We start from the raw sequence: 25,993 nt of genomic DNA, 5'->3' as shown, positions 1-25,993 counted from the left end.
GACGGGGTGCACACCAGTTTTTTTTAGTCGCAGGTTGTTTGCTTTACAGATATTTATTTTAGCTGTGTGTGCGTTCTTTGACAATTTTATTCAGACTTTCGGTTGCCACGAACATAATTCCAACAAAAATTATTAGGTAGAGTGGATAGAGTCCGATAGTTAATTTGGCTGCAATGAAACCGAATAGTGGTGGCATAAAAGTGGTTCCAACGTAGGCGAAGGCCATTTGGATACCGATAACAGCTTGTGAGTGTTCTTTGCCGAAATTTGTCGGTGTTGCATGGATAATTGCTGGATAGATTGGCGCACAGCCAACACCGATAATTAACAAACCAGCTAGGGCTACTTGGCTGATAGTCGTGGGAAAAGCGAGCAAGATGACTCCGATAAATAATATTCCTGTACCAATCCGAATCAATTGTTTATCTCCTAAATAATCCGCAACAAATCCACAAATAAAGCGTCCAAAAGTGATTCCTAAAAAGAAGAAGGAGCCAAAGCTTGCGGCAATTTCTGGTGTAATATCTTTTATTTGTACAAGGAAGCTACTAGCCCAAAGTCCAGCAGTTTGTTCAATGGCAGAATAAGAGAAAAAGGCAAGTAAGATAGCTTTAATTCCTCGTAAACGTAAAATTTCCTTGAAGGAAAGAGCTTTCGATTCAGTAATTTCAGCTGGCTCAATTTTCTCGGTTGTCTCGTTTTTTTCGGTCGTGCTTAGTCGATCAGGTCGTTTGTTTTGTTTCCATAGTGGTAAGCTAATAAATAGAACAAAGGTTAAGGCAATTTGCAGTAGGCCAATTGTTCGATAGCCAGTATTCCAACCTTGACCATTTGTTAAATAATAACTCATGATGTAAGGGCTGAGTGCTGCTCCGACACCCCAAAAACAATGGAGCCAGTTCATATGGCGTGAAGCATAGTTCAGAGCGACATAGTTATTTAAAGCGGCGTCAACAGCGCCGGCCCCTAGTCCGTAAGGAATGGCCCAAAGAATAAGAGCAAAAAAACTATGTGAGATGGAGAAACCAAAAAGTGCGATAGCAGTAGTTAGCACACTCAAGGTGGTGACCATACCGGTGCCTAATTTTCGAGTTAATTTGTCAGAAAAGATACTGGAAACGATTGTTCCAGCGGCAATTGTCATGGTGATTATTCCCGCATAAGAGACCGGGACGTTTAATTCCGTGTGCATAATGGGCCAAGCTGAGCCCACCAATGAGTCGGGTAGACCTAGACTAATGAAGGCAATATAGATGATTGCTAATAATAAAGAATACATAGAATGCTCCTTTTCAGATGATTATTGTGTGATGATTATGGTGTTATGTAATTTTGTGTAGAGATATAAATGACTCTATCCAAGTTACCACATTAAAGCGCTATTAGGCAAGAGTGCTTGATTTTCTTTGAATGATTTCTTTCATTCGATAAAATAACTTTCAAAAAATCTTTTAATGAATGATAACAACTACTAATAGGAAGAATGGCGAACCTTTTAGTCAGCTAAATCATCTATTAAAAAAAATAAGTGTTAAAATAAAAAAAATCCAGCTATTCTTACGTATCCTATTATGAATACCTAATAATTAGCTAAAAAACAGTCTATCGGAATGAAATGGGAAGTGAATATAACAAAGTCTGGGCTGTCTGAACAAATTAAATAGTAGAAAAAAATGAAAGAACTAGGTAAAGTAGTGAGGGAACGGGCTTTGCCTGAAATTGTTAGAGAGAGGCGTGATTTATCTGAATAAACATCAATGGTACAGTGAGCAGTGGGGGAAAGAAACCTATGATGATAAGGAATTGTTCTTATTATTGACAGTTGGCGTTTTCCAAGTAGGCCTTAGCTGGAAAGCTGCTGCTGGAAAAAAGGACGTTTTCTGTCGCAATTTTTGTGGGATGGATTTCCGGAAAGTAGCGGCGTTTTTCCCCGATGACATTGAGCGTATTTTGAAGGATCCTGAGATGATTCGTAATCCTAGAAAGGTCAAGGCAGTTGTTAAAAATGCGCGAGCTATCGTAAATTTGTTGGATGAATATGCTAGTTTCTCTGATTATCTGTGGGATTTTGTGGGCGGAGTTCCGATTGTACATACCTATGAGACAAAAGATGAAGTCCCCAACGTCCTTCCAGAGGCAACAGTTATTGCAAAGGATATGAAAAAACGAGGATTTTCGTTTGTTGGCCCAGTGGTTACTTATATGTTTTTAAAATCTGCAGGCATCATCCAAGATCAGGTTCTTGATAGGTAGGATAAAAATCGTCTATGCCTATTTTTGCATCCTATTATGTAAATTATTTTCTAATGGGCTGCATCGGTAATGGGATAGACAAAGCCTGGTTACGATATGGCTGGTGAACCGTTTTATAAGCGTTCGGGTCGATCAAAATTATAGAATTCCATTCCCGGGAAATCTACTAGGTAGTCTGGATTTAAGAACAGGAGCAGTTGATATAAATAAGTTTGTGCAATAAATTGTCGTTCTAATTGCTTATTGAGTAGACTGATTGATTGTGTGGCTAAATCGATTATTTCAGCGGGGGTTTCGCCATGAAAAGTGTTGAGGATTTCTTTGACGACATCTAATGACCAAATGGAGGAACGCAGTAGCCGAATAATTAATAGTTGACGTAAGGCGCTCTCGTCGAATTGTCGGTAGTTACTTTCTTTATCCCGTGAAACAGTTAATAGGCCTTCTTTTGTCCAATGTCGAATCGTCGTTTCTGTGATGGAGAGCCGTTCTGCTGCTTCGCCAATACTAATCCAACCTTTTTTAGGCATTTGTGTAATCTCAATACTCTGTTTTTCTTGAAGCAGAGCTAGTGTTTTTTCGGCAATTTGTTTTTGTTGGTACAGATTGTATTGCTCTTCATTTAATAGCCAGAAAAATTGTGTATAGTGTTTTGCCCGCAAGGTATCTAGAATATTTTTAGCATTTTTGTAGCCATAAGCCAAAGTGCAGGTGCGGACTGCTTTGAGATAAGTAAAGCTTTCTTCTGTATAAATACGGTAGCCGCTTTTTGTTCGTTCAGGTGTTGGAAATAGTCCGAATGTTTCATAATGTCTCAATAAGCTAGTGCTAATATTTAATTTTCTGGCGATATCGATTGGTCGGTAATTCATCAAGTATTCCCCCGGATGCTAAAGTTTGTATCTAATTATACTATAATATCAAGGGGTTAAAAAAATAAACTTTAGTACTTGCATTAAAGTGCTATTCTAGGGTTACTGCTATAAAAGAACGAAATAAAAAAATTGAAAGCAGTCAGCTAAGGAGGAAAGCCATGAAAGAGCTAGAATATCTAAAAATTCGCGGAGCCAGAGAGAACAATCTAAAAAACGTGGATGTTGATATCCCAAAACGAAAAATCACGGTGTTCACTGGTGTTTCGGGATCTGGGAAATCATCACTTGTATTTGAAACAATCGCGAATGAATCGCAAAGGCAGCTAAATGAAACTTTTAGTGCCTTTGTTCGTGGGTTTTTACCGAAATACAAAGCGCCATTAGTGGATTCTTTAGAAAATTTGTCCACTTCTGTTGTTATTAATCAGAAAAGGCTAGGTGGAAATTCTCGCTCTACCTTAGGGACAATTACAGATATAAACCCGATTCTTCGGGTATTGTATTCCCGTATTGGGGAACCTTCAATTGGATCAGCGAATTTATTTTCGTTTAATGATAAAGAAGGTATGTGTGAAGAGTGCCAAGGGATTGGTCGAAAGGTAGAAGTTAAAGTCGAGACGCTCATTGATGAAACACTTTCCTTGGCTGAGGGAGCAATTATTTTTCCACCTATAAAAAATACAGAGTGGTATCTGAAAAGTTATCTCGAATCTGGTCTATTTGATGTAAATAAAAAAGTGAGTGATTACTCCATAGAAGAGCGAGAGCTACTCTTATATGGTGCCGATTTTAAGGTAAAAGTTGCTGGGATGAATACCAGTTATGAAGGGGTTGTTACCAAGTTTAATCGATTGTATCTGACTAAAGAGGGAGAACTGAGTGATCGTGCGAAAAAAATGATCAGCGAACATAGCCATGAAGCAGTCTGTTCTGAGTGCCAGGGTCAGAGATTGTCTCAGCGTTCGCTGTCAGTGAAAGTTGCGGATTATTCAATCGCCGATCTTCAAAGTTTTCAATTGAATGAGTTATTAAGAGTGTTAGAGACGATTGAGCAACCTGAAGCGAGCACTTTACTTCAGAGTTTAGTTGAAAAGATTACGCATTTAGTTGATATTGGTCTAGGGTATCTTAGTTTGGATCGAGAAACAGCCACATTATCGGGTGGGGAATCGCAACGAGTGAAGATGGTCAAACATTTAAATAATAGTTTAGTAGATTTGTTGTATATCTTTGACGAACCAAGTATTGGTCTACATCCAAGAGATGTTCATCGACTTAATGAATTATTGATTAAATTAAGAGATAAGGGGAATACAGTGCTTGTGATTGAACATGATCCCGATGTGATAAAAATAGCAGATTATGTGATTGAAATAGGCCCTCAAGCTGGCAAGCATGGCGGACAGATCATGTTTAAAGGAACATATGAGGAACTGCTTAAATCGGATACATTGACTGGCCTTTATCTGAGTCAAAAAGTCCAAATTAATCCGATTCCGCGAAAAACTATAGGCATTTATGAAGGTAAAAAAACGACGACTCATAACTTGAAAAACATTTCTTTACGTGTCCCTGAACAGACGCTAACACTAGTTACTGGAGTGGCTGGCTCAGGGAAAAGCACTTTAGTGAAATCTTCATTTTTGACTGAGTTTCCAGAGACGATAGTTATTGATCAAGCAGCTGCCCAAACGAATTCTCGTTCTAATCCAGCTACTTACATTGGGATTATGGATAAAATTCGCTCATTATTTGGTAAGGGGAATCAGGTTTCTCCAGCTTTGTTTAGCTACAATTCCAAAGGGGCCTGCGAAACGTGTAAAGGACAAGGATATATAGAAACAAATCTGGCTTTTATGGAAGCTGTTAAAACAGAATGTCCTGACTGTGAAGGTCGACGTTTTAAACCGGAAGTCTTTACCTATCTCTATAAAGGGAAAACAATCGATGAAGTATTGAATTTAACCGTGGAAGATGCGTTAAAGTTCTTCGATGATGCCAGTATTCAAAAGAAACTTTGGGCGATGTCTCACGTAGGGTTAGATTATTTAACGATTGGTCAGCGGATGAGTACTCTTTCAGGTGGCGAATGTCAAAGAATGAAGTTAGCGAGTGAATTTTATAAAAAGGGCAGTATCTATCTACTAGATGAACCATCTACAGGATTGCATCTTTCTGATATCGCTCAAATTATGCAAATTATGAATTATCTTGTGAATCAAGGAAATACGGTTATTGTGATTGAGCATCATGTTGATATTATTCGCCAAGCAGATTGGATTGTTGATATTGGTCCTGATGGTGGAGATAAAGGGGGAAACATTGTCTTTGAGGGAACGCCAGAACAGATCGTTCTAGCACAAGCTTCATTGACTGGGCAGTATATAAAGTAAGCGTGAGAAGAGTGATGGATGCAAAAGCTATATTAGTGGGTATGTATAGCTAAGCCTAACTTGTTTAACTAGAATGAAGGTTAAAATACCTGTCCAGCTACTATAGATTCAATCAGTAGCTGGACAGGTATTTTCGATAGTCCAATTTAGTCGCGCTTATGCCGCTAATCGCTTCCGTAAATGGAGGGTCAAAAGTATCAAAAATCCACCGAAGATCATCCAATTAGTCTGGCTCTGATCATTTGTTTGTGGAAGTGTCTCCAAATTTTTCTGTGTATTGTTTTGTCCATTCTCCGGCGTATTGTTTCGAGTGCTGTTTTGATTGTTCGCCACATTTTTGACGGAGTCATTGATTGAATCTTTGGTTGAGCTACTCGTTGGATGAGTGATAGTGACAGGAATAATCTGCTGGATTTCTAGGATAGCTAGAGGACGATTAGGAAATTTTTGTTCGATCTCAGCTAGTGTTTTTTTGGATAAAGTGAATTGTGGAGTAAGCATTGTTTCGCCTGATTTGTGGGCTTTCCAGGTGCCGTCAGCGGATAGTTCTATGTATGGATCGTCAGTGACTGCCGTGAATGTGCCAGTTAAAGAAATTCCTTCAAAGTCTTCAAGGGTGATTTTTCCGGATTCTCCAACAGTGGTATTGATTGAGCCTGGTGAAAAGGTGTATTTAAAGGATAAATGGTCACTTTGATTTAGAGAAGTAACTGTTGTTTGCGTCATTGTTTGCTCTATGTCTACTTCATTTGCAAAAACGGGGAGTGCGTGAGAGGTCAAACTGACTAGAAATAAGGCAGACAGCCCAATGCGTAGTAATTTAGCTTTCATTAGAAATCCTCCTGTTCTGTAATTGCTTTCATAATTAAATTATACAGGAGGGAAATGTATAAGGCGACTGATTTTTGACTCGAAACAGATGAGGCTTCTATTTGGACAGATTGGCGTTATAGTGATGGGGAACGTGCTGATATTTGTCAGTGAAATTCATTTAGAAATCGTTGAGTAAAAGAGGAATGGACATGGAATTACTACCGGAAGATTATCAACTTTTTAACCGAGCGTTATTTACGTTTAAACAACTGAAGGCTGAATGTAGTGAAGAAGAGGTTGAGGGAATAAAAGAAACCTATAAAACTCATTGGCGAAAGTGGAAAGAGCTGCAATTGGAAGTTGCAAAGAAATTACCTGAGGATTATTTAATGAGTAAGCCAAAGATTGAGAGCTGGACCAATGGCTGGAATCTGCGTACCCATTTTTGGAGTGCTTATCGTAGCGAAAATAAAAAAGAAGCCAATGCTTGTCTGGCTGCGCTGTTAAATAAAAAGCAGTATCAAGTGTACCTAATGTTCCAGCATTACAAAAGCCAGGAGAGAGTAGGGACAGCCGAAGAGTACAATCGGTTACTGGATTCTTTGAAGCAGTGGAGCGAGCAGGTGGATATTACGGATTATTATATTTGGCCACAGCAAGCCAACGAGTTAGACGACCATTTGCCATTAGCTGTCTATTTAGAAGATATAGAAAAACAAAATGAGTTGAAAAATTCATTAGGTGATCGAACATTTCAGATAGGAAAACTATTCTTCAAGAGGGATAAAATCGAAGAGATTGAAACGTTGACGGTTAAGGCGTTAGAAGAGTTGGCGCCGTTGTATTTTATGTTGGAATAAGGCAAATATCCACTTACTAAGAGCCGATTGACGGTACTTGGTAAGTGGATATTGATATTAGTTTTTTATTCCAATTCCTCTAGGCTGAACGCCTTTAGTCGCAGCCTTCGATAAACGGTGGACAAAAGGCAGGCTCTTCGGAAATTTCGTAAATGTCTCCTCATACGAAGAGCGTATGTGGCGCCATTTATTCCAATTTCTCAAGCCTAAACGCCTTTAGTCGCAGCCTACTATGCAAAAGATTCTTGCTGTGTTTGTTCCGTTGAAGCTTAGTGATAGCTGGCCTTTTGTTTTGTTCCATGAGGATTGGTAGTCCCATTTTTTTGGAAAGACTAGATTTAGGTTGATTTCTTTGTTTTTTAGAGCAGAGAAATCGAGTGTGATTGAGTGATTTGTTGGTTCTTTTTTCCAAACGGCGAAGTAGGTTTTTCCTTCAGCTTGCCAACCGAAGCTGAACCATTCGTCTTCAAAGTTTGCGAAGGTGTTCAGCGGATAGACTGGGTTACTGATTGGAATATATTGTCGTAATTCTTCTTTATAGGTTTGGATAGCTTCTTTGACGATTGCTTTTCGCTCGTCTGAAATTTCAACGAGATGTCCGCTCTGGTGAATTCGCAATAACATTGCGTTAGCCATGTTGAAGACAACTTCATTAATATCGCCGGTTCTTAGTGGGTAAGACCAGACGGCTGCTTGCTCGGGTGTCATTAATGAGCTAGCATTGGCTGCGATAGCGCCGGTCATAAGGTAATTTTCTTGGTCACTAGTTGATTGCAGACTGTGTCTAGAAAGTAAGGCATAATCTTCACGCATGCCGCCACTACTACAGCTTTCGATAATCAAATCAGGATATTTTTCAAATTGACGATCTAACCAAGTAAGGTAGGCGCGATTGTGTTCTAAAAGTCCGTCGCCTAAGCTATCTGAATCGAGGTCTGTCCCTGCTCCGGCATCAATGTTGTAGTCCATTTTAATGTAACCCACGCCATATTCTTCAACGACACGCGAAATAATTTCGTCGGCGAATGTTTGAACGTCAGGATTTCTAAAATCAAGTTGATAGCGACTGCGGTCAATGACTGGTTTGCCATGGCGATGGAAGAACCAATCTTTAGGGGTCGTTTTCGCTAGGGGAGAATTAATCCCCATTACTTCAATTTCCAGCCACAAGCCAGGAATCATGCCTTTTTCTTTTATATAAGAAGTGACTTCTTGGATACCATTCGGGAATCGTTCAAATGAGGGCTGCCATTCGCCGACGCCATCCCACCACTCACCAGCAGAATACCAACCAGCATCTACGCAATAATATTCACAGCCAATTTCAGCTGCCGCATCGATTAATGGTAATTCTTTTTCAGTGGTCGGATCACCGAAGAGACAGTTCATATAATCGTTAAAAATGACGCCAAGCGTTTGATTATCCTTATTGGGACGGCGAATTTTCCGACGGTAGTTGGTCAATTCTTTTAAGACATCATCTAATTTCCCGTGGGCAAAAGCAATTGCAGTTGGGACTGTTTCGAAGCTTTCGCCAGCTTCAAGTTCTTTGTACCAGTGATTTTGTCGATCATTCGGACCACTTAGTTGCAGATACATTAACTTTTTGACGCCACTAATTTCCCAGTTCCAAGAGCCTTGATTTTCAATTTGCCAAGCAGTGTAAGCATTCGCTTCGGTATTTTCTAGAATAGCCATTGGGGCTAATTCGTGAGAGGACCAGGTTCCCGTATTGCTACCAAAAATTCGTTTTGATGAGGCAATCTCGTTACTGTAAAATCCTAATTCTTCAAAGGAATAATTCTTCCACATCCCTTCATTAGACCATGAACTGTGTGGCATATGAATACGCAGTTTCTCATTACGCGGCTTCAATCCTTGTGCATCAATGTTTGCTAGATAAAATGAGGAAATATGTTCCATTCCGATTACATTGGTTCCGCGATTTTCTACACGAGTCCAGGTCCGTAATGCTTTTACGCCAGTGTAAAATTGCCAACAAACAGTGACTGCTGCCAAAGTTTCTGGATCAGTCAGATGAAACTCAATATACTTACCGAATTGATTTTCAGATTCAGTGTAATTTTGATACTCTAACCGATAACCAGGTAAAGTTCCGACTTGTCGAGGGCCGTGGTGTTTCACAGCGTTTTCCCCAGAAAATTTAACCTCCACTAAACGTTGATTATTTTCTAACTCTTCATCGCCGATTGGCTGTGCATCATAGGGACAATCTGCTAAATGGAGCAGACGAATGTCTTTCTCTTTTGTGATTTCTAGTACAGCATACAGGCCATTTTCATTAATTTCGATTTTCATAGGTATCTCCTTTTTTGATTATAATTTGCCACCAGTAGTAGCGATTCCTTCAATAAATTTCTTTTGGAAAACAATAAATAATAAAATCATTGGCCAAATTGCCAATAATGAACCAGCCATAAGTTGAGGATAATTTGTAGTATATTGCCCCTGTAAATTGGCTAACCCAGATGAAAGAGTCATCTTGTCCATCGAAGTATTTACGATAAGGGGCCACATTAAATCTTTAAAACTAAAGAGTGCGGTGAAAATGGCTAGAGCGATTAATCCTGATTTTGCTAAAGGAAGCATTATTTTAAAGAAAATTGTCCAGACGCTAGCACCGTCAATTACCGCAGCTTCTTCCAGATCATCAGGTAGGCTTAAAAAGAATTGTCTTAGTAAGAATGTTCCAAAGGCACTAACGAATCCGGGGATAATAAGGGCTGGAACCGAATCTAAAAGTCCGAGTTTTTGAACAAGCAAATACTGAGGTGTGATAAATATTTGTGAAGGAATCATCATTTGAATGAGTACCATCGAGAAAAATACATTTTTTCCAGGGAAATTTAAACGAGCGCATGCGTAGGCAGCCATAGCACTGAATAATACGGAACCAAAAACACGACCAATAACCATAAGAAATGTATTTAAATAAAAGTTTCCAAAAGGTAAGATGCTTGCAACTTGTTTGAAATTTTCCCATTGGAAATTTTTAGGAAGTATACTTGGTGGAATTTGCATCGATTCAGACAATGTTTTTCCGGAAGTCAGTATCATCCAGATAAAGGGAACAACCATAATTATGCCGCCAAGAATCAATAAAAGATGAATAATCCATGCTTTATTTGTTTTCAATATATTTTTCCTCCTCTTAATAGTTAACCCAACGTTTTTGAAGTTTCATTTGTACAGCAGTAATCATTAAAATAATTACAAGAAGCAGTGCTACGATAGCTGATCCATACCCTTTATCATTAAGAATAAATGAATGCTTGTAGAACAGATAAGCTAAAGATTGCGTATGCATCATTGCCTCTGTTGAAGGCTGAATCATCATAAAAATAACGTCGAATACTTGGAAGGCACCAATAATTGTTGTAACTACTACGAAGAAGAGAGTAGGGGTTACTAATGGTAAAGTAATACTGAAAAACTGTCTGATAGGACCAGCACCGTCAATCTTTGCAGATTCATAATAATCTTTTGGAATTTCTTGTAATCCTGATAGCAAAAGAATCATATTATATCCAATAGCGCTCCAAATTCCTACGATGATAATGGTTGAAATAGCAATATTCGGATTACTAATCCATTGAATGCTATTAAATCCTAATTTATTTAATACAAAGTTAATTAGACCGTAATCGGAATTAAATAACCATCTCCAAATCATTGCAACAGCAGAGGGTGCCGCAACAACAGGTAAGAAATAGATTGTTCGATAAAAAGAAAGTCCGCGAATTTTCTGATTCATTAATACTGCGACAAGTAGAGAAAAGACAACAATAATTGGTACTGAGATAACAGCATATATAAATGTGTTAGCAAGGGATTGCCATACTTCGCTATCGGTAAACATTTTTTTATAGTTATCTAAGCCCACAAAGGTGGTATTTCCAAATCCTGTCGATCGTTGGAAGCTCAAATAGATTGTCTGGATAGCTGGATAAATATTGAGTAAAAACAGACCAATTGCTGTGGGTGCAATAAATAGATACCCATAAATTAAATGTTGTTTGTCATATTTTTTCTTTTTAAACATGAGATCCTCCCTTTTCGTACGATATTTAAAACAAAAATACTATATTTATAAGTAATAAGAACTAATAACTCAGAGTAAATCTAATTTAGAAAAGGGGAGACAAGAGGGAATCTCTTTTTGAAGAGATAGCCCTTTTGTTTCCAATTTTTATGAAATGACAGATAGAACTACTCGAATATTCAAACTATATAGAAAGTTTGCACATTGATTTGCTCATTTTATTTCTAAATGAAATCAAAAATTATAATGATTATTTAGCTTCACTGATAATTTTATCAGTGCCATCTTGTATATCTTTGGCAACATCTTTTACTGTAGTTTTTCCATTAAAAGCATCTTGAAGTGTTTCAGTTTCTAAAGTTTCCCATTTAATAGTTACTTCATTAAATGGTCTAAGGACACCGTAATCGATTTCGTCTACAAACGCTTGAGCGTTGAAATCTGGGAATGAGTTGACCCATTCTTCTGCTAATCCTTCATACGCAGGAATAGCTGTTCCATTTTCAGCTTGGATCATATTCCCTTCTTTTGATGCCATAAAAGTTAAGAATTTTTTAGCTTCTTCTGGATGTTTAGTTGTTGCGGATATCGAGTAGCCCAGACCGTTTAACTGTGTAGCGCGTATCTTTCCTTTTGGAAGCACTGCAATATCTGCATTTTCTTTTGTATATTCATTTTCTTTAAATTGATTTGCCATCCATGAGCCGTGAGTAATCATGGCAACTCTACCAGACTGGAACATTGCAGCAGGATCATTTTCACTTAATTGAGCACTCGTTGGCGATACTTTTTCTTTGGTAGCCAAGTCAATGTACCATTGGATTGCATCAGTTGTATTTGGTGTATCAAATGTTGACTTTGTTCTATCTTCATTTAACTTAGTTCCTTCATTTTGAAAGACAAAATTGTTGTAACCATCTTGTGCGTTATTTGAAGCTGCATATCCATAGATTCCTTTTTCAGCATTTGTTAATTTTTTTGCAGCATCTAAAAATGTGTCCCATGTCCAAGTTTCATCAGGATAAGAAACTCCAGCTTCATCGAATAATGCTTTGTTGTACCATAATGCAACGGTACTAACATCTTTTGGAATAGCATATAAACTATCTTCATAAGTATAGAGATCAGAAATTCCTTCTTTATAGTTAGCTAAATCTATGTCACCATTCTTTGTAAGGTCATCTAAATTAAGTAGTGCACCGTTTGACATATAGCGATATGATTCGTTGGAATGCATGGTAATTATGTCTGAAGCAGTTCCCCCAGTAGATGCAGCTTCCAATTTCGTCCAATATTGAGTCCAAGGTGTTACCTCTACATCAACATGTATGTTCGGATTCTCTTTTTCAAATGCTTTTGCAATTTCTTTCATACCTGGAGCTTCAAAAGTTTCCCACACAGAGAATTTTAAAGTCACATCTTTGGAATCGCTTGCATTTTTGCTATCACCGTTTGAACCACAACCAGACAAACCTAATACAGCTAGAGCTAAAGCACTTAGTGTCACCCATTTAAAACGTTTCATGATAAAACCTCCTAGTTTTTGTTTACTACACTTTAAACACTAAATGTTTACTTGTCTTTTTGTCAATGACAAATATAAAATAATTATATTTTTTGAAAAACTCTTTATGTATCACTGGTTTTATGCTAATTTATAAGAGTAAATCAGGAATAAAAGTATATATATTATTTTTGGAAGGATGAATTTTTCATGGTAAACATTCGGGATGTCGCGAAAAAAGCACAAGTGTCTCCTGGTACTGTTTCTCGGATATTAAATAATGATGCGAGTTTATCTGTAAATGATCAAACGAGAAAACGCGTCTTTCAAATATGTGAGGAATTAAATTATGTTCCTAGAAAATATAAAAATAAAAACCAAAGGAAATCTATCGGAATTATTTCAGCGATTTCTAGAGAGGAAGAAATTGATGATTTATATTACCGACAAATCAGAGAAAAGCTTGTGCAATCGTCTAAATTATTAGAGTATAGAGTTGATTTTATGATTCATTTACCCAATCTTGACAATAGTTGGGAGAGATTAAAAGACGTTGATTGCATCATATTGGTAGGCTATATCCAGCAAGAAATTCATCAACAAATTTACGAGTTAAATCAGAAATTAATCATAGTGGATGATTATTATTGCTCCCCTGAATATTCGTCGGTTGCGGTGGATTTTCATAAAGAGATGTTGGATATGCTGGATCATGTGCATGCAATGGGTCATCAGAAAATTTCTTTTATTGGTGGACAAAATCAACGTCTGACTTTAAATAAAAATCACATTGCTGATGGCTTGGGGGATCGTGAACAGGCTTATGAAGAGTGGATGACTATGCATAAACTAGAGGATTTTAAGCGTGCCTACATAGGTGAACAGTGGTATGCGCAATCGGGTTATGATTTGACTGATCAATTGTTAGCTGAAAAAAAAGAACTGCCAACAGTTATTATTGCGGCTTCTGATATGTTGGCTTTGGGCGTTCTAAGAAGGTTGTCTGAGGAAAAAATAAAGGTGCCGCAAAATATTTCTATTTGTAGTTTTGATGATCTTGAAATGTCAGCTTTTTTGACGCCGTCGTTGACTACACTGAAGATTGATATTGATACAATGGTTTATTGGATTATGCAGATATGTCAAAATATGATGAAAGAAACAGAAAGTTTACCTACCCGAATTGTTTTATCTGGAAAATTGATTGAACGCGAAAGTTTACAAGAAGTAGGGAAGATGGAGTTGCTTTAAGAAATAAATAGAGTGTTAAAAAAAAAGACAGAGCGGAAAATCAAGACAGATGACTGTCCGAATTTTTCTCTCTGTCTTCGTTGCGGTGACTGATAAAATTAATAAATTAAGCTACCAATAAAGTAAAGTAGCGGGTAACCGACCATTAGTAGCGACATACTTTTGAGAACAAGTGGAAAGGTTGTTTGTTTATTTTGGATTGCAAAATACTGTTTTAATTTTGGCTGAATAAGTGGGATCAAGGCTAACAGGATTAGCAGTGTCCATGGTTCTTTTTGGAAAAGAACGGTTGCGATTACCCAAAAGAAAATAAGAATTGTCAGTGAACGAAGGAGTAAGACACTGGCTTTTTTTCCCAAATAATAGACCAGAGTATGACGCCCATTTCGAATATCTTCTTCTAAATCACAGGTATTGTTGGCTAAAAGGTTATTAAACATGCAAAGAATCATCGGGAAAAAGGCCAAAAAGCTGTTTAAAAGAAAGTCACTATTGAGCGTGACGGAAGGGAAGCTGACAAGGTAGGCGCTCATCATAGGAATCATAAATCCGCTTAAAATGGCGGGCACTGTTTCTGCAATGGGCAAACTGTTGATGGGCTTTCTACCATATGAGTAGCCTAAACCGACATAGTAGCCCAGGCCACCAAGAATCAGGACATAAAAATCTGACTGATAGGCTAAGAATAAACCACTAAGAAAAGAGAGTCCGAGAAAGAATAAGAAATAGTTTCGAACCGTGGCTAAGTCTAACTGTTCGCGACCAATAATGTTTGTCTGCAATCGATAGGTTTGATCACGGGCATTTTTATAGTCCATGTAGTTATTGAAAATGTTGACAGCGATGTGAATGAGTAGGAGAGTGAAGGTGAATAGGAGCACACGCCAACTGAAGAACTGACCGTAAGTGACGCTGGAATAAGCCATCCCGAGTAGAATTAAGAATAAATTGAGTGGAGCGGTGTAAATTTCACCTAACTCCCATAAAATTTTGACTGACATGAAAAAAATCTCCTTTATAGAAATAGACTAAGAATTCGGGCTTGATTAATCGTAATCAAGGGAGCACCCACAATCCTTAGTCTGTTTTTTATTTGTTGTAGGAATAGCCATTATACACCTGATAGAAAAGCCGTAACAATTAACTTGCTTTTTTATTTTACAGTGCTAGTCGTCAATCTTGGTCCAGTCCTCGATGGTTTTCCCGTTGGCATCTTTTAATTCTAGCCAACTATTTGTGCCAGCGAAGTAGAGGAATAGCCCGACCTCATTGACGCTCTTTAAGACTAGATCTTCAGTTGTCGTGAAGTTTTTGAAGATATCTGCGTGATCGTCACGAATTTTTTGTCCCATTTTTGCGGAAAATCCAAGGGAGCCATCTTTGTTTAAAGGTGCTTCCGGCATCATTATGGCACCTTTTTTGATGAGCATTTCGTTTCTTTTTTGCCAAAGAACGATGGCTTTACTTTGTCTAGTGTCTACAAAAAATTCGATGGTGCTGACTTCTTTACTCCACTTATGGCGTGTTTTTGCTGGTTTTTTCTTTTCTTGTACAGGACTTGCTTGAGTCAAATTGTAGCCGAATTTTGAAAGGACAAAGGTGAGCCACTCTGCAGTTTTTGAAGCTGTGATGTGCTGATTTTTTGGCACAGTGATTTCTGATGAAAGCTTCTTTATGGAAGAATTGGCTTCTTTTGCTCGTTCAAAAATAACTTGTTCCAGATACATAAGCTCGTCTTCCCATGAAGATGAGACCGTAATTATCTGATCAAATTCAATGACAGGTGTGGGTGATACGTGTAAATCAGACGGATTTCCAACTGCTAGAAATTGTCTGTTTTTAAGCAGTAAAAGCAATCGTTTATCAGAAGAAAAGGCAGGGACTTCGGTTGTATCGGTAACGGTTATGACTGGTGAGTTTTCGGCTGAAATAATTGTTTCTTGATCAGTTAATTTCGTGGTCAATGTAAGTTCCATAGCGTCTCCTTTATTCTCTCATAGTATAGGAAATAGGTGGAGGATAGTCTCCATTTTCCTTGAATTAGAAGCTTCGGACTGATTTTATCATGAATGGCAGGATTTACCTAAGATTATGCAATAAATTGATTGGTAAAAAATAACAAAAATAAGGATTTGAACTATTTCTCAACAATAAGTAAATACCTTTTGAATCTTTATCATTTTTTACGGAGGATTCGAATGGAAGGTTCGTTGTTTTACTAGTTGGAATGTGCTATGATTTGTTTGGTTTTTATCAAAGATGTTGAAGGAGAATAGTTATGGAACACGGCCAAGATCAATTTTTTGAATGGATTCTTGCACGCACGCAAGAAGGAAAACAAGAAGAATTAATTGATTTACTAAAAGAAAATTTTGAACAGCAACGTACAGGTTCATTTGATAAAGCAGCATTGGAAGAAAGCGGCAAACGAATTTTAGCGCTGATTAAACCGGAGCATGTTGAAGAGTTTAAAGAAGCGATGCAACATTTCGGGAAGGGAATGTAAAAGAGCTAAGGAAGCAGTACAAATTAAATTATCTACTGATGGCTGATCATGCGAAGTTCGTGTGTTCAGTTTTTTTGTGTCTAAATTAAGGGCATTCGATAAATTATTAAGTGAATAGATTAGGCTATTAAACGGATAATTGTCTAAGCATGCTGACCGTTTCTTGAGGAAAATCATGCTAAAATATAATAGAGTATTGACCTTCACATTGTGAGAAGGTTTATGATAAGGTTACATTCGAATGGAAATTAGAGAAAGTGAATAGTGGACTCCATGTATAAAATAGGTGAATTTTCAAAGTTAGTAAATGTATCAGCGCGTATGTTGAGGCATTATGATGAACAGGGGATTTTTTCGCCGACTGTCATTGATCCAGAGAGTGGCTATCGGTTCTATAGTGCAGACCAAATTGTGCAGCTCAACCAAATTATCCAGCTAAGAGATTCTGGATTTAAATTAAAGGAAATAAACAGCACAATCGAACGAATGAATGATGCCAGTTTTTTAGAAGAAGTTTTAGTGAGGAAAAAAGAACAAGCTTATGCGGCAATCGAAAAAGAGCAACAAAAGATTGAGCGAATTGAACAACAGCTGAAACTGATCAAGGAGGAAAATAGAATGATTAAAGGAACTGAAATTGATTTTATTGTGAAGAATAGCTTAAAAGCGGTGGAATTATATAAAAAAATATTTGAAATCGAGATTGTCGAAGCGACAAATTATCCTGAGGGGACTAACGAAGTGGTTTTCACTCTGTATGGCACGCGATTCCATATGCTAGATGAGAATCCGGAGTACAATCTGATTGCGCCAACACCTGAAAAACCGAATACGATTTGGTTCAATATTTCGGTAGAGGATATTGAAAAGACACATGCGACAGCTTTAGAAAATGGCTGTGTAGAAATTCAACCAGTCACAAGTATGATGGAGGGGTCGATTCAAAATTCGATTTTTGTCGATTCATTTGGCTATATGTGGATGCTGCATCAAATTCATCAAGTGTTGAGTTTTGAAGAGCGAATTAAGATTCTTGAAGATGAAATGTAATAAATAGTCGCGGGAAATCGTCAGATGATTGGTTATTTCTGTGTGAGTGAATAACAAATAAATTTGACAAGGCTAACGTAACTTGTTATATTCTTCATGAGAATAAATAAAACCTAGAGAAGAATGGGGATCTGTTTTGTGAGTGTAGTAGGTATCTAATTTGTGAGTTGAATAGCTAGTAAACTGAAAGGTTTATTTGGCGTGCTTATCAAGTGATACCTGTCGATTATAAAAATAATTACATTTTACGGGAGTTTTGGGCCTGTTTTGGGCGAACTTTCATGGAATCTAACTAATTATTTAGACCGGGCGTAGCATGTGTCCTGGTCTATTTTTTTATACTACTCTAGGAAAGATTTATTTAGGCGGGTATCTCTTTTTTGAAAGGATGAAAGAGATGATTAATCAAGAAACAATTAATAAATTACAATTTAACCAAATTATTCGCGAGGTGCAAGTTCGCGCAATCGGCGATTATAGTAAGCAAAGAATTGAGCAGATGGGTGTTCAAACGAGTCTTACGGCAGTCGAATCACGGCAACAAGAAACAAAAGAGGCTCGGCTGATCATTGAGAGTGGTCAGCATGTGCCATTCATGGGACTGGTTCAAATTAATCGCCTGTTGAAAGAGGTACAAAAAGGCCTTTTATTGACGCCAGGAGAATTGATTGAGGTGGCGGATTTTTTACGGAGCAATCGCATGATTCAAAAGTTCTTCGAAAAAAATCAATACCAAACACCATTACTGTATACGTATAGTAAAAACTTGTCGGAGTTTTTGGCGATTGAAGAGAATATTTATCAGAAGATTCAGGGGCAGCGTATATTAGATGATGCTTCGAAATCATTGCGACGTATTCGTAAACAACTAAATGAATGTGAGCGCGAGATTGAAGAGAAGCTAATGAAGTTTTTGCGCCATCCGAATAACAAAACAATGCTGCAAGAGTCAATGATTGTCAAAAAAGGCGACCATTTTACGATTCCAATTAAAGCCAGTTATAAAAATAAAGTGCCAGGCAGTATTATTGAGCAATCGGGGAAAGGGCAAACGGCGTTCATTGAACCTGCTGGAGTAGCTAAATTGAACGAGCAAATTGCCTCATTAAAAGCGGAAGAGGTTGCGGAAGAATACCAAATTTTAGCGGAGCTTAATGGCTTATTGAGTGAGCAAGAATTGGAGATTTCTAACGGAATCGAAGCGGTGACGACCTTTGATATTATTTTTGCACGCGCAAAATATAGTCGCGAAGTGGCAGGGATTACGCCGTTAGTTAACAAGGAAGAACGGATTCATTTGAAGGGCGGCAAGCATCCATTATTACCTTCAGATGCGGTACCGTTAGATTTTCAGCTAGGCAGTCAATACCGTGGTTTGGTAATTACCGGAGCCAATGCTGGAGGGAAAACATTGGTGTTGAAAACCGTTGGGTTATTGACACTAATGACTATGTTTGGCTTACAAATTCCAGCGAAAGAAGGCACGGAAATTGCGATTCTCGATCAGTTATTTGTCGATATTGGCGACCAACAGAATTTGGAAAATGCCTTGAGTACCTTTTCTGGTCACATGAAAAATGTCGCAGAAATCTTGAAACAGGCGGGGCGTCATAGCTTAGTCTTATTGGATGAGATTGGTAGTGGGACTGAGCCGAATGAAGGAGCGGGCCTAGCGATTGCGATTATGGAGAGTCTTTACCAAAAAGGGGCTTTGGTAGTTGCGACCACCCATTATGGGGAAATTAAACGGTTTGCGGAAGAGCACGAAGATTTTATTCCTGCGGCGATGGCCTTTGATCGTGAAACCTTAACGCCAAAATATGTGCTACAAGTCGGTAAAGTTGGCGACAGTCAGGCGCTGTGGATTGCCAAAAAAATGGCGATGTCTGAGGCCTTAATCCAACAGGCAGCGAGCTATATTGCAGAAAAGGATTATCCAAAAGAGAAGAAAAACTTCTCTATCGTGAAGAAGAAAGCTACGCAGTTTGCGTCGCAGGTTGAGCAGTCGGCTCGTTACCAAAAAGGCGATCGAGTCGCTCTGACTGAAACGAAAGAAAAAGGGTTAATCTACCGAGATGAAGGCGAATTAGTCGTCGAAGTTTTCGTCGGCGAGGAAATTAAAGAAGTGCCTAGACGACGGATTCAGTTAGAAGCAAAAGCGCAAGATTTGTATCCAGCTGATTATGATTTGGATAGCTTATTTATTGATTTCCATACGCGAAAGAAACTGAAAGATATTGATCGTGGGTCGAAAAAGGCTCGCAAACAACTAGAAAAAGAAGCAAAAGAGCGTATGAAACGTAATCAAGAATGAGGAAAAAAGAAGTCAAAGTAAGTTAGTTTAGTAAGTACTGAAATAGATAAATTAAACAGCCACAAACTTCCATTAAAAATAGAAAGTTTGTGGCTGTTTTTGCGGCCTATTTATTCTTCTAATCGTTCTGGCATCATGCCTTGTAGGAAGGCCCAGACACCGTTGCTGATTTTTAATTCTTCTTTGTCGTAAATGGATAATTCACGACGGATTAAGTCTTCTTTATTGTCTAAGACTTTTTGGGCCCAATGTGGATCAATTAAAACGGCACGACCGACGGCACTAAGCTCAGCATTTTCTAAAATAGCTTCAGCATCTTGTCTTGTGCGCACATCGCCAACGCCAATTAGAGGAAGGCGACCGTTAATTTTGTCGTGAATATAGGCTAGAATTGATTGTTCTTTATACTCTTCGCTGACGGAAACGCGACGATAATCATTCAATGATAGATGTAAATAATCTAACGGTTTTTCTGCCAGTTGGTCGACTAAATAAAGAGTATCGCTTAAACGGATCCCAGGTTCTTCATATTCTTCTGGTGAGAAACGATAGCCAACAACAAAGTTTTTAACACCAGATTCATCAACAGCGGCCGTCACACTATCGACGACTTCATTGATAAATTTGAAACGTTTTTCCAGTGTACCGCCCCAAGCATCTGTACGTCTGTTTGAATGAGGGGAGAAAAATTGTTGGAGTAGATACGTATTGGCTCCATGAATTTCAACACCATCAAAGCCAGCTTCAATCGCACGTCGAGTGGCTTGTTTAAAGCCATCGATAATTGCTAAAATCTCTTCTTCAGATAATTCACGAGGCGTTTCGGCATTAGGTCTTTCTGCTGGTACAGCACTAGGTGCAACAATTTGTTCGCCACCTAATACTTTAGAGCTAGTCATTCGTCCACCGTGGAAAATTTGTAGAATCGCTTTTGTTTGATTTTTCTTAATGGCAGAGGCTAATTTTGCTAAACCAGGAATAAAACGATCATCATACGCGCCTAATTCACCTTCCCAGCCTTTGCCGCTTTCGTGCACATTGGCTGCGGCAGTGATGAATGCTCCGACTTCGCCTGAACGTAACGCATAATAGTCTAATTCGTCTGTTGTTACGACACCATCAAAGAAGGACATTTTTGTAGTCATAGGTGCGATTACTAATCTATTTTTTAATTGTAGACCGCGTTTAAAAGTGAATGTTGAATCGAGCGTTGTCATGTAAATTCCTCCGTTTTAAATTAAATGTATGCACATGCATATAAAAACAGCGTAGTCGAATATTCAATAAAACGCAAGTATTTCGTCTCTTAGAGGTACTCTTTTTTCAATAAATATTCGACTTCCTCTTGGATAGCTACTAATTCAGCTAGACCTGCATCGGTCAAGTCGACATAGACGCCACGTTTATCATCGGTACAGATATTTCGCTTCACAAGCATCGGCTCTTTGTCTTCTAATCGTTGAATTAAACGGGAAAGAGCACTTTGACTCAGATGAAGATGCTCTTGTAAATCACTCATGCGCATATGACGCCCTTGTTGATTTAACTGATAGAGCGCATAGTATTCGCTGACAGAGAGCTGACTTTTTTTCTTTAATAGCGCTTCTAACTGACATTCAATAGCTGCTTGTTTTTTTGTATAATCAATCCATTGAGAGATAATCGGTTCTTTCATAGTAACCTCCTCTTAGGTGTATACCCATTTTTTTGGTTGATTCTATTGTGCGTTTTTTTACTTGAAAAGTCAAAAAACTGCTATTTATATCTATTATCGGCCTATTGAGACAGCGAGCTGAATAGATAATTAAATCCGTTGTTTATGTAGAAAGGGGCATTTCGTGGATTTAATAGTCTAAACTCTCATTCTCTTGTAAGGATAACGTTTTCAATGGTCACGAAGTATAAAATATATGGGATGTTCCTTGTAAATTTTCTTCAATGAGCGTAAATTAAATAAGGGATTGTGAGGGAACAACATGGATCAGAAAAAAGAACATGAGATACAAAAATTAGATGGAACAAGAATACTTTTTATCGGAAAAGGGATCATTGTCGGTGCTTTTGTGGGTGTGGTAGTGACGCTTTTTCGATTTTTAATCGAAGAGATTGGCGAACAGGTAGTTCGCGGTTATTTATTTTTCCAAAAGGAACCAATTTGGCTGATTCCTTGGGTGATTGTATCGGTTGTCTTGGCATTGATTGTGGGACGATTGGTCAAAAGTGATGGCAATATCAAAGGGAGCGGGATTCCTCAAGTTGAAGGTCAATTGCAAGGACAGCTGACGATTGATTGGTTTTCTGTGTTATGGAAAAAATTTCTTGGTGGCGTTCTTTCTATCAGCGCGGGGTTATTTTTAGGTCGAGAAGGTCCATCTATTCAGTTGGGCGCTGTTGTGGCTCAAGGAGTCAGTAAACAGATGAATAGTAGTAAAGCGGAAGAAAAGATTCTGATTTCTAGTGGCGCTAGTGCGGGTTTATCGGCGGCTTTTAATGCGCCAATTGCGGGCTTACTTTTCGTCTTAGAAGAGGTGTATCATTCGTTTTCCCCACTCGTTTGGTTGACGAGTTTTTCATCAGCAATTACGGCGAATTTCATTTCATTGTATGTTTTTGGCTTGAAGCCAGTGTTATATATTGGGGCCATCAAAGCTCTGCCACTGAAGTATTATTGGACATTACCGATTCTGGGAATTTTACTGGGTGTCCTAGGACGAGCATATCAATTGGCATTGTTATCTTTGCCTAAATGGTATGGAAAATTAACGTTTTTATCACCGAATTATTATGGGCTAGTGCCGTTCTTATTAGTAATTCCGATTGGGATTTTATTCCCTCATGTGTTAGGTGGTGGCAATCAAATCGTGCTTTCATTGGCAGATGCCCCATTGAGTTTATGGTTGTTACTAGGCTTATTTGTTTTGCGATTTGTCTTTTCAATGGTGTCTTATGGCTCGAATTTGCCTGGGGGGATTTTCCTACCGATTCTGACATTAGGTGCAGTTATCGGGACGTTTTATGGCGTCTTTTTGACTGATTTACTAGGATTAGAACCAATTTTTGTCAAAAACTTTTTAATGTTTGCGATGGCAGGCTATTTTGCTGCAATTGGGAAAGCTCCACTGACAGCGATTATTTTGGTGACAGAAATGGTGGGGAATTTTTCTCATTTGATGTCGATTGGCGTAGTCGTCTTGGTGAGTTACGTCGTAGTGGAAATATTGGGCGGCCATCCAATCTATGAAACATTATTAGAACGGTTAGTGAAGCCAACTTTTAAAGATATCAGTGGACGAAAAACGATTCTGGAATTTCCGGTGCATGCAGAGAGCTCATTTGATGAACAAATGGTTCGTGATATTGATTGGCCAGCGGAAATGTTGCTCACTTCTATTCGCCGCGGTGAGTCTGAATTAATTCCTCATGGAGAAACGATTATCCATGGTGGCGATACGTTGATTATTTTAACGGATGAATCAATTACGCAGAAGGTCAGAATGGAACTCTGGGAATGTGAAAAAGCGAATCAGAAATAGGATAAGAAAATATGCTTTATTATTATGGCGATTATTCTCATTATCTTAATAACAAAATTAACCACCGAATAAATCTGGCTGTGAGCATGCTCTGGCCTGGATTTATTCGGTGGTTTTCGTCAGTCATTCATTTAATGACTGTTTCTAAAAATGTTTGAATTTATTCTGCGCGTAAAGCAATAGCGGCGTCTTTTTTCGCTGCCATTCGTGCTGGAATGTGTCCGCCTAACATAGTTAATACAGTGCTAATAATGATTAAAGCAATAGCATGCACTGGATTTAATTGTGCGACATTTTTCAATTCAGTCACTTGATATAAGACGTAATTGATTGGAATCGTTGAAAGCCATGCGATGACAACACCGAGTGCTCCTGAGGTAACACCTAGGATACAGGTTTCAGCATCGAATACACGAGTGATATCTTTTTTACGCGCACCTAAGGCTTTTAAAACACCAATTTCTTTGGTCCGTTCAATAACAGAAGTGTAAGTGATGATACTGATCATAATCATACTGGTTACTAATGAGATTGCAGCGAAAGCTACAAGTACGTAGGTAATGGCATCCATTAACCCACCAGTAAGTTCAGTCATAGTACCAGCTAAATCTTGATAGATAACAGTATCTTCTTTGTCTTTTCCTTTATTCCATTTGTCCAGATAAGAAAGAACTTCTTCTTTGTCTTTAAAGTTGTTTGGATAAATCATGATGCTGTATGGAAGACTTTCGCCACCAAGTGAGGTTAAAAAGGCACTCTTGGTTGAAGCATCAATTTTTTCACCGGTCATGACATTTAAGTCGCTGTCTTTTTGAGCTGTAACGATTTTTGAATTTACATTTTGATCAACAATTTGTGTCGTTAACTTGTCGCTGTAGGCAATTCCGGGAGCTAAAAGGTTCATCGTTGATGAAGATTTGACACGTAGAATCCCTGAAATTTTGACTTCTTGGTTGCTAGATTCGTTGAACATCGCTTCATAATCAGTATTTGGTACAAAATTTCCTGTTGGAAGTTCCATGTAGTAGTTGTCATTTGGCACAAGTTTCATTGTCGTACCAACAATTTTATCAAAGTCGAGTTTTTCATTTTCTTTGATATCGAAGCCAAGATTTTTTAATGCGTTTAAGTTGGTGTTGTTATTTCCATCGACGATTAAGACAATATCAGTCGCTGCTTCTGGATACTCACCAGCGAGTACTGAGTAGTTATCTTTTAGGAAATTTCCGCTGTTTTCTTCAAGCTGTGTTGGGAAAGAAGAGACGCCAATCCCAGTCATAGAACTCATTGCAGAAGCCATACCAGCAGCTGCGTTATCAGAGGAGTCGTTGGAGAATTTAACGGGTTGCACAGTGCCGTCGACTTCTCTAAGTAAATTCATACCGACCATTCGAGTGAAGCCGATGTTATTGCTGAGCTTTGGATCGATATTTTCGATATAATCGACATACTCTTGATCGATTTTATTAATGTGTTGCGCTTTATCTTGCGTACTTAATTTGGCTGTTATCGTTTTATCTTTCGGATACGTTCCTTTTGATGCGCCTAGGGCATCGTCACGATTCATGTCTTGCTCTGCAGCAATTTGCGAGATTGTGATAGGAAATTGTGACATGGTTTCTGATTGCGTTTTATCTATTTGTGCCTGGAAGCCATTAGATAGCGCCAAGACAATCGCGATCCCAATAATCCCGATGCTAGAAGCGAATGAGGTTAAAATAGTCCGCCCTTTTTTCGTGCGAATGTTATTAAATGAAAGTTTTAAGGCTGTCGTAAAACGCATCCGTGTGTGTTTCAAATTGAATTGATCAGGTTTTGGTCGTTCAATATGCGGTTTTGAATCAGCTTGGATTTTTCCGTCTGCAAATTCGATAATTCGGTTGGCATATTCATGAGCCAAATCTGGATTATGTGTCACCATCACAACTAATTTTTCTTTTGAAAGTTCTTGAATCAACTTCATGATTTGGACACTGGTTTCAGTATCTAGAGCACCTGTTGGTTCATCACAAAGGAGAATATCTGGATCATTTGCAAGTGCCCGAGCGATTGCGACCCGCTGCATTTGACCACCAGATAGTTGGTTTGGTTTTTTGTGCATGTGTTCTTTTAAGCCAACACGTTCTAGTGCGCGCGTTGCTTTGGCGTGTTTTTCTTCTTTAGAAACACCGCTCAGCGTCATCCCTAATTCAACGTTATCGATGATGCCTAGATGGCTGATTAGGTTATAGCTTTGGAAAACGAAACCAACAGAATTATTCCGGTAGGCATCCCAATCGGAATCTTTGAAGGTTTTAGTTCCTTTACCGTTAATAATCATATCGCCGGAATCATAGTTATCTAATCCTCCAATAACATTTAAGAGGGTTGTTTTCCCAGAACCACTAGGTCCGAGAATCGCGACAAATTCTTGTTTTCTAAAGGCAACCGAGACACCGTCCAGCGCCTTGGTGATGGAGTCACCGACTTTGTAATGTTTTTTTATATCTTTTAGTTCTAGCATAATAGTCCCCGCTTTCTTCTATCCATAATAAAGATCCTTCGAACTTTCGCAAACTTCCATGAAAGTTTGCGAAAA

The 25,993-nt window shown here is 38.4% G+C and carries 20 protein-coding genes and 1 pseudogene; 9 read left to right on the top strand and 12 right to left on the bottom strand.

The window, feature by feature from the left end:
- Positions 1–58: 58 nt before the first annotated feature.
- Positions 59–1,279 carry an MFS transporter gene (locus tag BAU15_RS07980; protein WP_161842217.1) on the bottom strand — a complete coding sequence of 407 codons (1,221 nt, stop codon included), beginning with the start codon at positions 1,277–1,279 and terminating at the stop codon, positions 59–61.
- A gap of 464 nt (positions 1,280–1,743) precedes the next feature.
- Here BAU15_RS07980 and BAU15_RS07975 point away from each other — a divergent pair, with 464 nt between their 5' ends.
- Positions 1,744–2,253 (top strand): DNA-3-methyladenine glycosylase I, encoded by a 510-nt coding sequence (locus BAU15_RS07975; protein ID WP_161842221.1) that lies wholly within the window; start codon positions 1,744–1,746, stop codon positions 2,251–2,253.
- 113 nt (positions 2,254–2,366) lie between these two features.
- Here the strand turns inward: BAU15_RS07975 and BAU15_RS07970 are convergent, their stop codons facing one another.
- Positions 2,367–3,125 carry a MerR family transcriptional regulator gene (locus BAU15_RS07970; RefSeq protein ID WP_161842216.1) on the bottom strand — a complete coding sequence of 253 codons (759 nt, stop codon included), beginning with the start codon at positions 3,123–3,125 and terminating at the stop codon, positions 2,367–2,369.
- A gap of 161 nt (positions 3,126–3,286) precedes the next feature.
- Between BAU15_RS07970 and BAU15_RS07965 the strand changes: the two genes are divergently transcribed.
- Positions 3,287–5,521 (top strand): ATP-binding cassette domain-containing protein, encoded by a 2,235-nt coding sequence (locus tag BAU15_RS07965; protein ID WP_161842215.1) that lies wholly within the window; start codon positions 3,287–3,289, stop codon positions 5,519–5,521.
- A gap of 156 nt (positions 5,522–5,677) precedes the next feature.
- Here the strand turns inward: BAU15_RS07965 and BAU15_RS07960 are convergent, their stop codons facing one another.
- Positions 5,678–6,352 carry an LPXTG cell wall anchor domain-containing protein gene (locus tag BAU15_RS07960; protein WP_161842214.1) on the bottom strand — a complete coding sequence of 225 codons (675 nt, stop codon included), beginning with the start codon at positions 6,350–6,352 and terminating at the stop codon, positions 5,678–5,680.
- 191 nt (positions 6,353–6,543) lie between these two features.
- Here BAU15_RS07960 and BAU15_RS07955 point away from each other — a divergent pair, with 191 nt between their 5' ends.
- A complete protein-coding gene (locus BAU15_RS07955) occupies positions 6,544–7,194 on the top strand; it encodes an HI_0552 family protein (RefSeq protein WP_161842213.1) in 651 nt (216 codons plus the stop codon).
- 216 nt (positions 7,195–7,410) lie between these two features.
- On the opposite strand, the gene BAU15_RS07950 is transcribed toward BAU15_RS07955, so the two are convergent.
- The 4 genes from BAU15_RS07950 to BAU15_RS07935 all read right to left on the bottom strand — a co-directional run bounded on the left by BAU15_RS07950 (position 7,411) and on the right by BAU15_RS07935 (position 12,782).
- Positions 7,411–9,513 (bottom strand): glycoside hydrolase family 36 protein, encoded by a 2,103-nt coding sequence (locus BAU15_RS07950; protein WP_161842212.1) that lies wholly within the window; start codon positions 9,511–9,513, stop codon positions 7,411–7,413.
- Between the two features lie 18 nt (positions 9,514–9,531).
- A complete protein-coding gene (locus tag BAU15_RS07945; RefSeq protein ID WP_161842220.1) occupies positions 9,532–10,293 on the bottom strand; it encodes a carbohydrate ABC transporter permease in 762 nt (253 codons plus the stop codon).
- 73 nt (positions 10,294–10,366) lie between these two features.
- A complete protein-coding gene (locus BAU15_RS07940) occupies positions 10,367–11,257 on the bottom strand; it encodes a carbohydrate ABC transporter permease (protein WP_161842211.1) in 891 nt (296 codons plus the stop codon).
- Positions 11,258–11,507: 250 nt separating this feature from the next.
- Positions 11,508–12,782 carry an ABC transporter substrate-binding protein gene (locus BAU15_RS07935; RefSeq protein WP_161842210.1) on the bottom strand — a complete coding sequence of 425 codons (1,275 nt, stop codon included), beginning with the start codon at positions 12,780–12,782 and terminating at the stop codon, positions 11,508–11,510.
- A 189-nt stretch (positions 12,783–12,971) separates the two neighbouring features.
- Between BAU15_RS07935 and BAU15_RS07930 the strand changes: the two genes are divergently transcribed.
- Entirely contained in the window at positions 12,972–14,012 is a 1,041-nt protein-coding gene (locus BAU15_RS07930; RefSeq protein ID WP_161842209.1) for a LacI family DNA-binding transcriptional regulator, read from the top strand.
- Positions 14,013–14,110: 98 nt separating this feature from the next.
- Here BAU15_RS07930 and BAU15_RS07925 read toward each other — a convergent pair whose 3' ends face one another.
- The gene (locus BAU15_RS07925; protein ID WP_161842208.1) at positions 14,111–15,013 is read right to left on the bottom strand and encodes a prenyltransferase; all 903 of its coding nucleotides are present in this window, start codon (positions 15,011–15,013) and stop codon (positions 14,111–14,113) included.
- 165 nt (positions 15,014–15,178) lie between these two features.
- Positions 15,179–15,988 carry a hypothetical protein gene (locus BAU15_RS07920; protein WP_161842207.1) on the bottom strand — a complete coding sequence of 270 codons (810 nt, stop codon included), beginning with the start codon at positions 15,986–15,988 and terminating at the stop codon, positions 15,179–15,181.
- A gap of 302 nt (positions 15,989–16,290) precedes the next feature.
- On the opposite strand from BAU15_RS07920, the gene BAU15_RS07915 reads away from it, so the two are divergent.
- The 4 genes and pseudogenes from BAU15_RS07915 (at position 16,291) to BAU15_RS07905 (ending at position 19,882) form a co-directional block, all read left to right on the top strand.
- Positions 16,291–16,518 carry a hypothetical protein gene (locus BAU15_RS07915; protein ID WP_161842206.1) on the top strand — a complete coding sequence of 76 codons (228 nt, stop codon included), beginning with the start codon at positions 16,291–16,293 and terminating at the stop codon, positions 16,516–16,518.
- A gap of 273 nt (positions 16,519–16,791) precedes the next feature.
- Positions 16,792–16,977 (top strand): annotated as a pseudogene (locus BAU15_RS15865) (MerR family transcriptional regulator); the annotation flags it as partial.
- Between the two features lie 159 nt (positions 16,978–17,136).
- Entirely contained in the window at positions 17,137–17,568 is a 432-nt protein-coding gene (locus tag BAU15_RS15720) for a VOC family protein (protein ID WP_237580157.1), read from the top strand.
- Positions 17,569–17,965: 397 nt separating this feature from the next.
- The gene (locus tag BAU15_RS07905; protein ID WP_161842204.1) at positions 17,966–19,882 is read left to right on the top strand and encodes an endonuclease MutS2; all 1,917 of its coding nucleotides are present in this window, start codon (positions 17,966–17,968) and stop codon (positions 19,880–19,882) included.
- 110 nt (positions 19,883–19,992) lie between these two features.
- Here the strand turns inward: BAU15_RS07905 and BAU15_RS07900 are convergent, their stop codons facing one another.
- Positions 19,993–21,099, bottom strand: a complete 1,107-nt coding sequence (locus BAU15_RS07900) for an NADH-dependent flavin oxidoreductase (RefSeq protein ID WP_161842203.1) — start codon at positions 21,097–21,099, stop codon at positions 19,993–19,995.
- Positions 21,100–21,188: 89 nt separating this feature from the next.
- On the bottom strand, positions 21,189–21,557 hold the full coding sequence (locus BAU15_RS07895; protein WP_161842202.1) for a MarR family winged helix-turn-helix transcriptional regulator: 369 nt from the start codon (positions 21,555–21,557) through the stop codon (positions 21,189–21,191).
- A gap of 301 nt (positions 21,558–21,858) precedes the next feature.
- Here BAU15_RS07895 and BAU15_RS07890 point away from each other — a divergent pair, with 301 nt between their 5' ends.
- Entirely contained in the window at positions 21,859–23,415 is a 1,557-nt protein-coding gene (locus BAU15_RS07890; protein WP_161842201.1) for a ClC family H(+)/Cl(-) exchange transporter, read from the top strand.
- Between the two features lie 160 nt (positions 23,416–23,575).
- Here BAU15_RS07890 and BAU15_RS07885 read toward each other — a convergent pair whose 3' ends face one another.
- Complete coding sequence (locus tag BAU15_RS07885) at positions 23,576–25,918, bottom strand: ABC transporter ATP-binding protein/permease (protein ID WP_161842200.1); 2,343 nt, start codon at positions 25,916–25,918, stop codon at positions 23,576–23,578.
- Positions 25,919–25,993 lie beyond the last annotated feature (75 nt).

It is taken from the genome of Candidatus Enterococcus huntleyi (genome assembly GCF_009933175.1).
Classification (GTDB): Bacteria; Bacillota; Bacilli; order Lactobacillales; family Enterococcaceae; genus Enterococcus_K; species Enterococcus_K huntleyi.
Note: the sequence above shows the minus strand (reverse complement) of the source record. Positions and strands in the feature narration are given on the sequence as shown.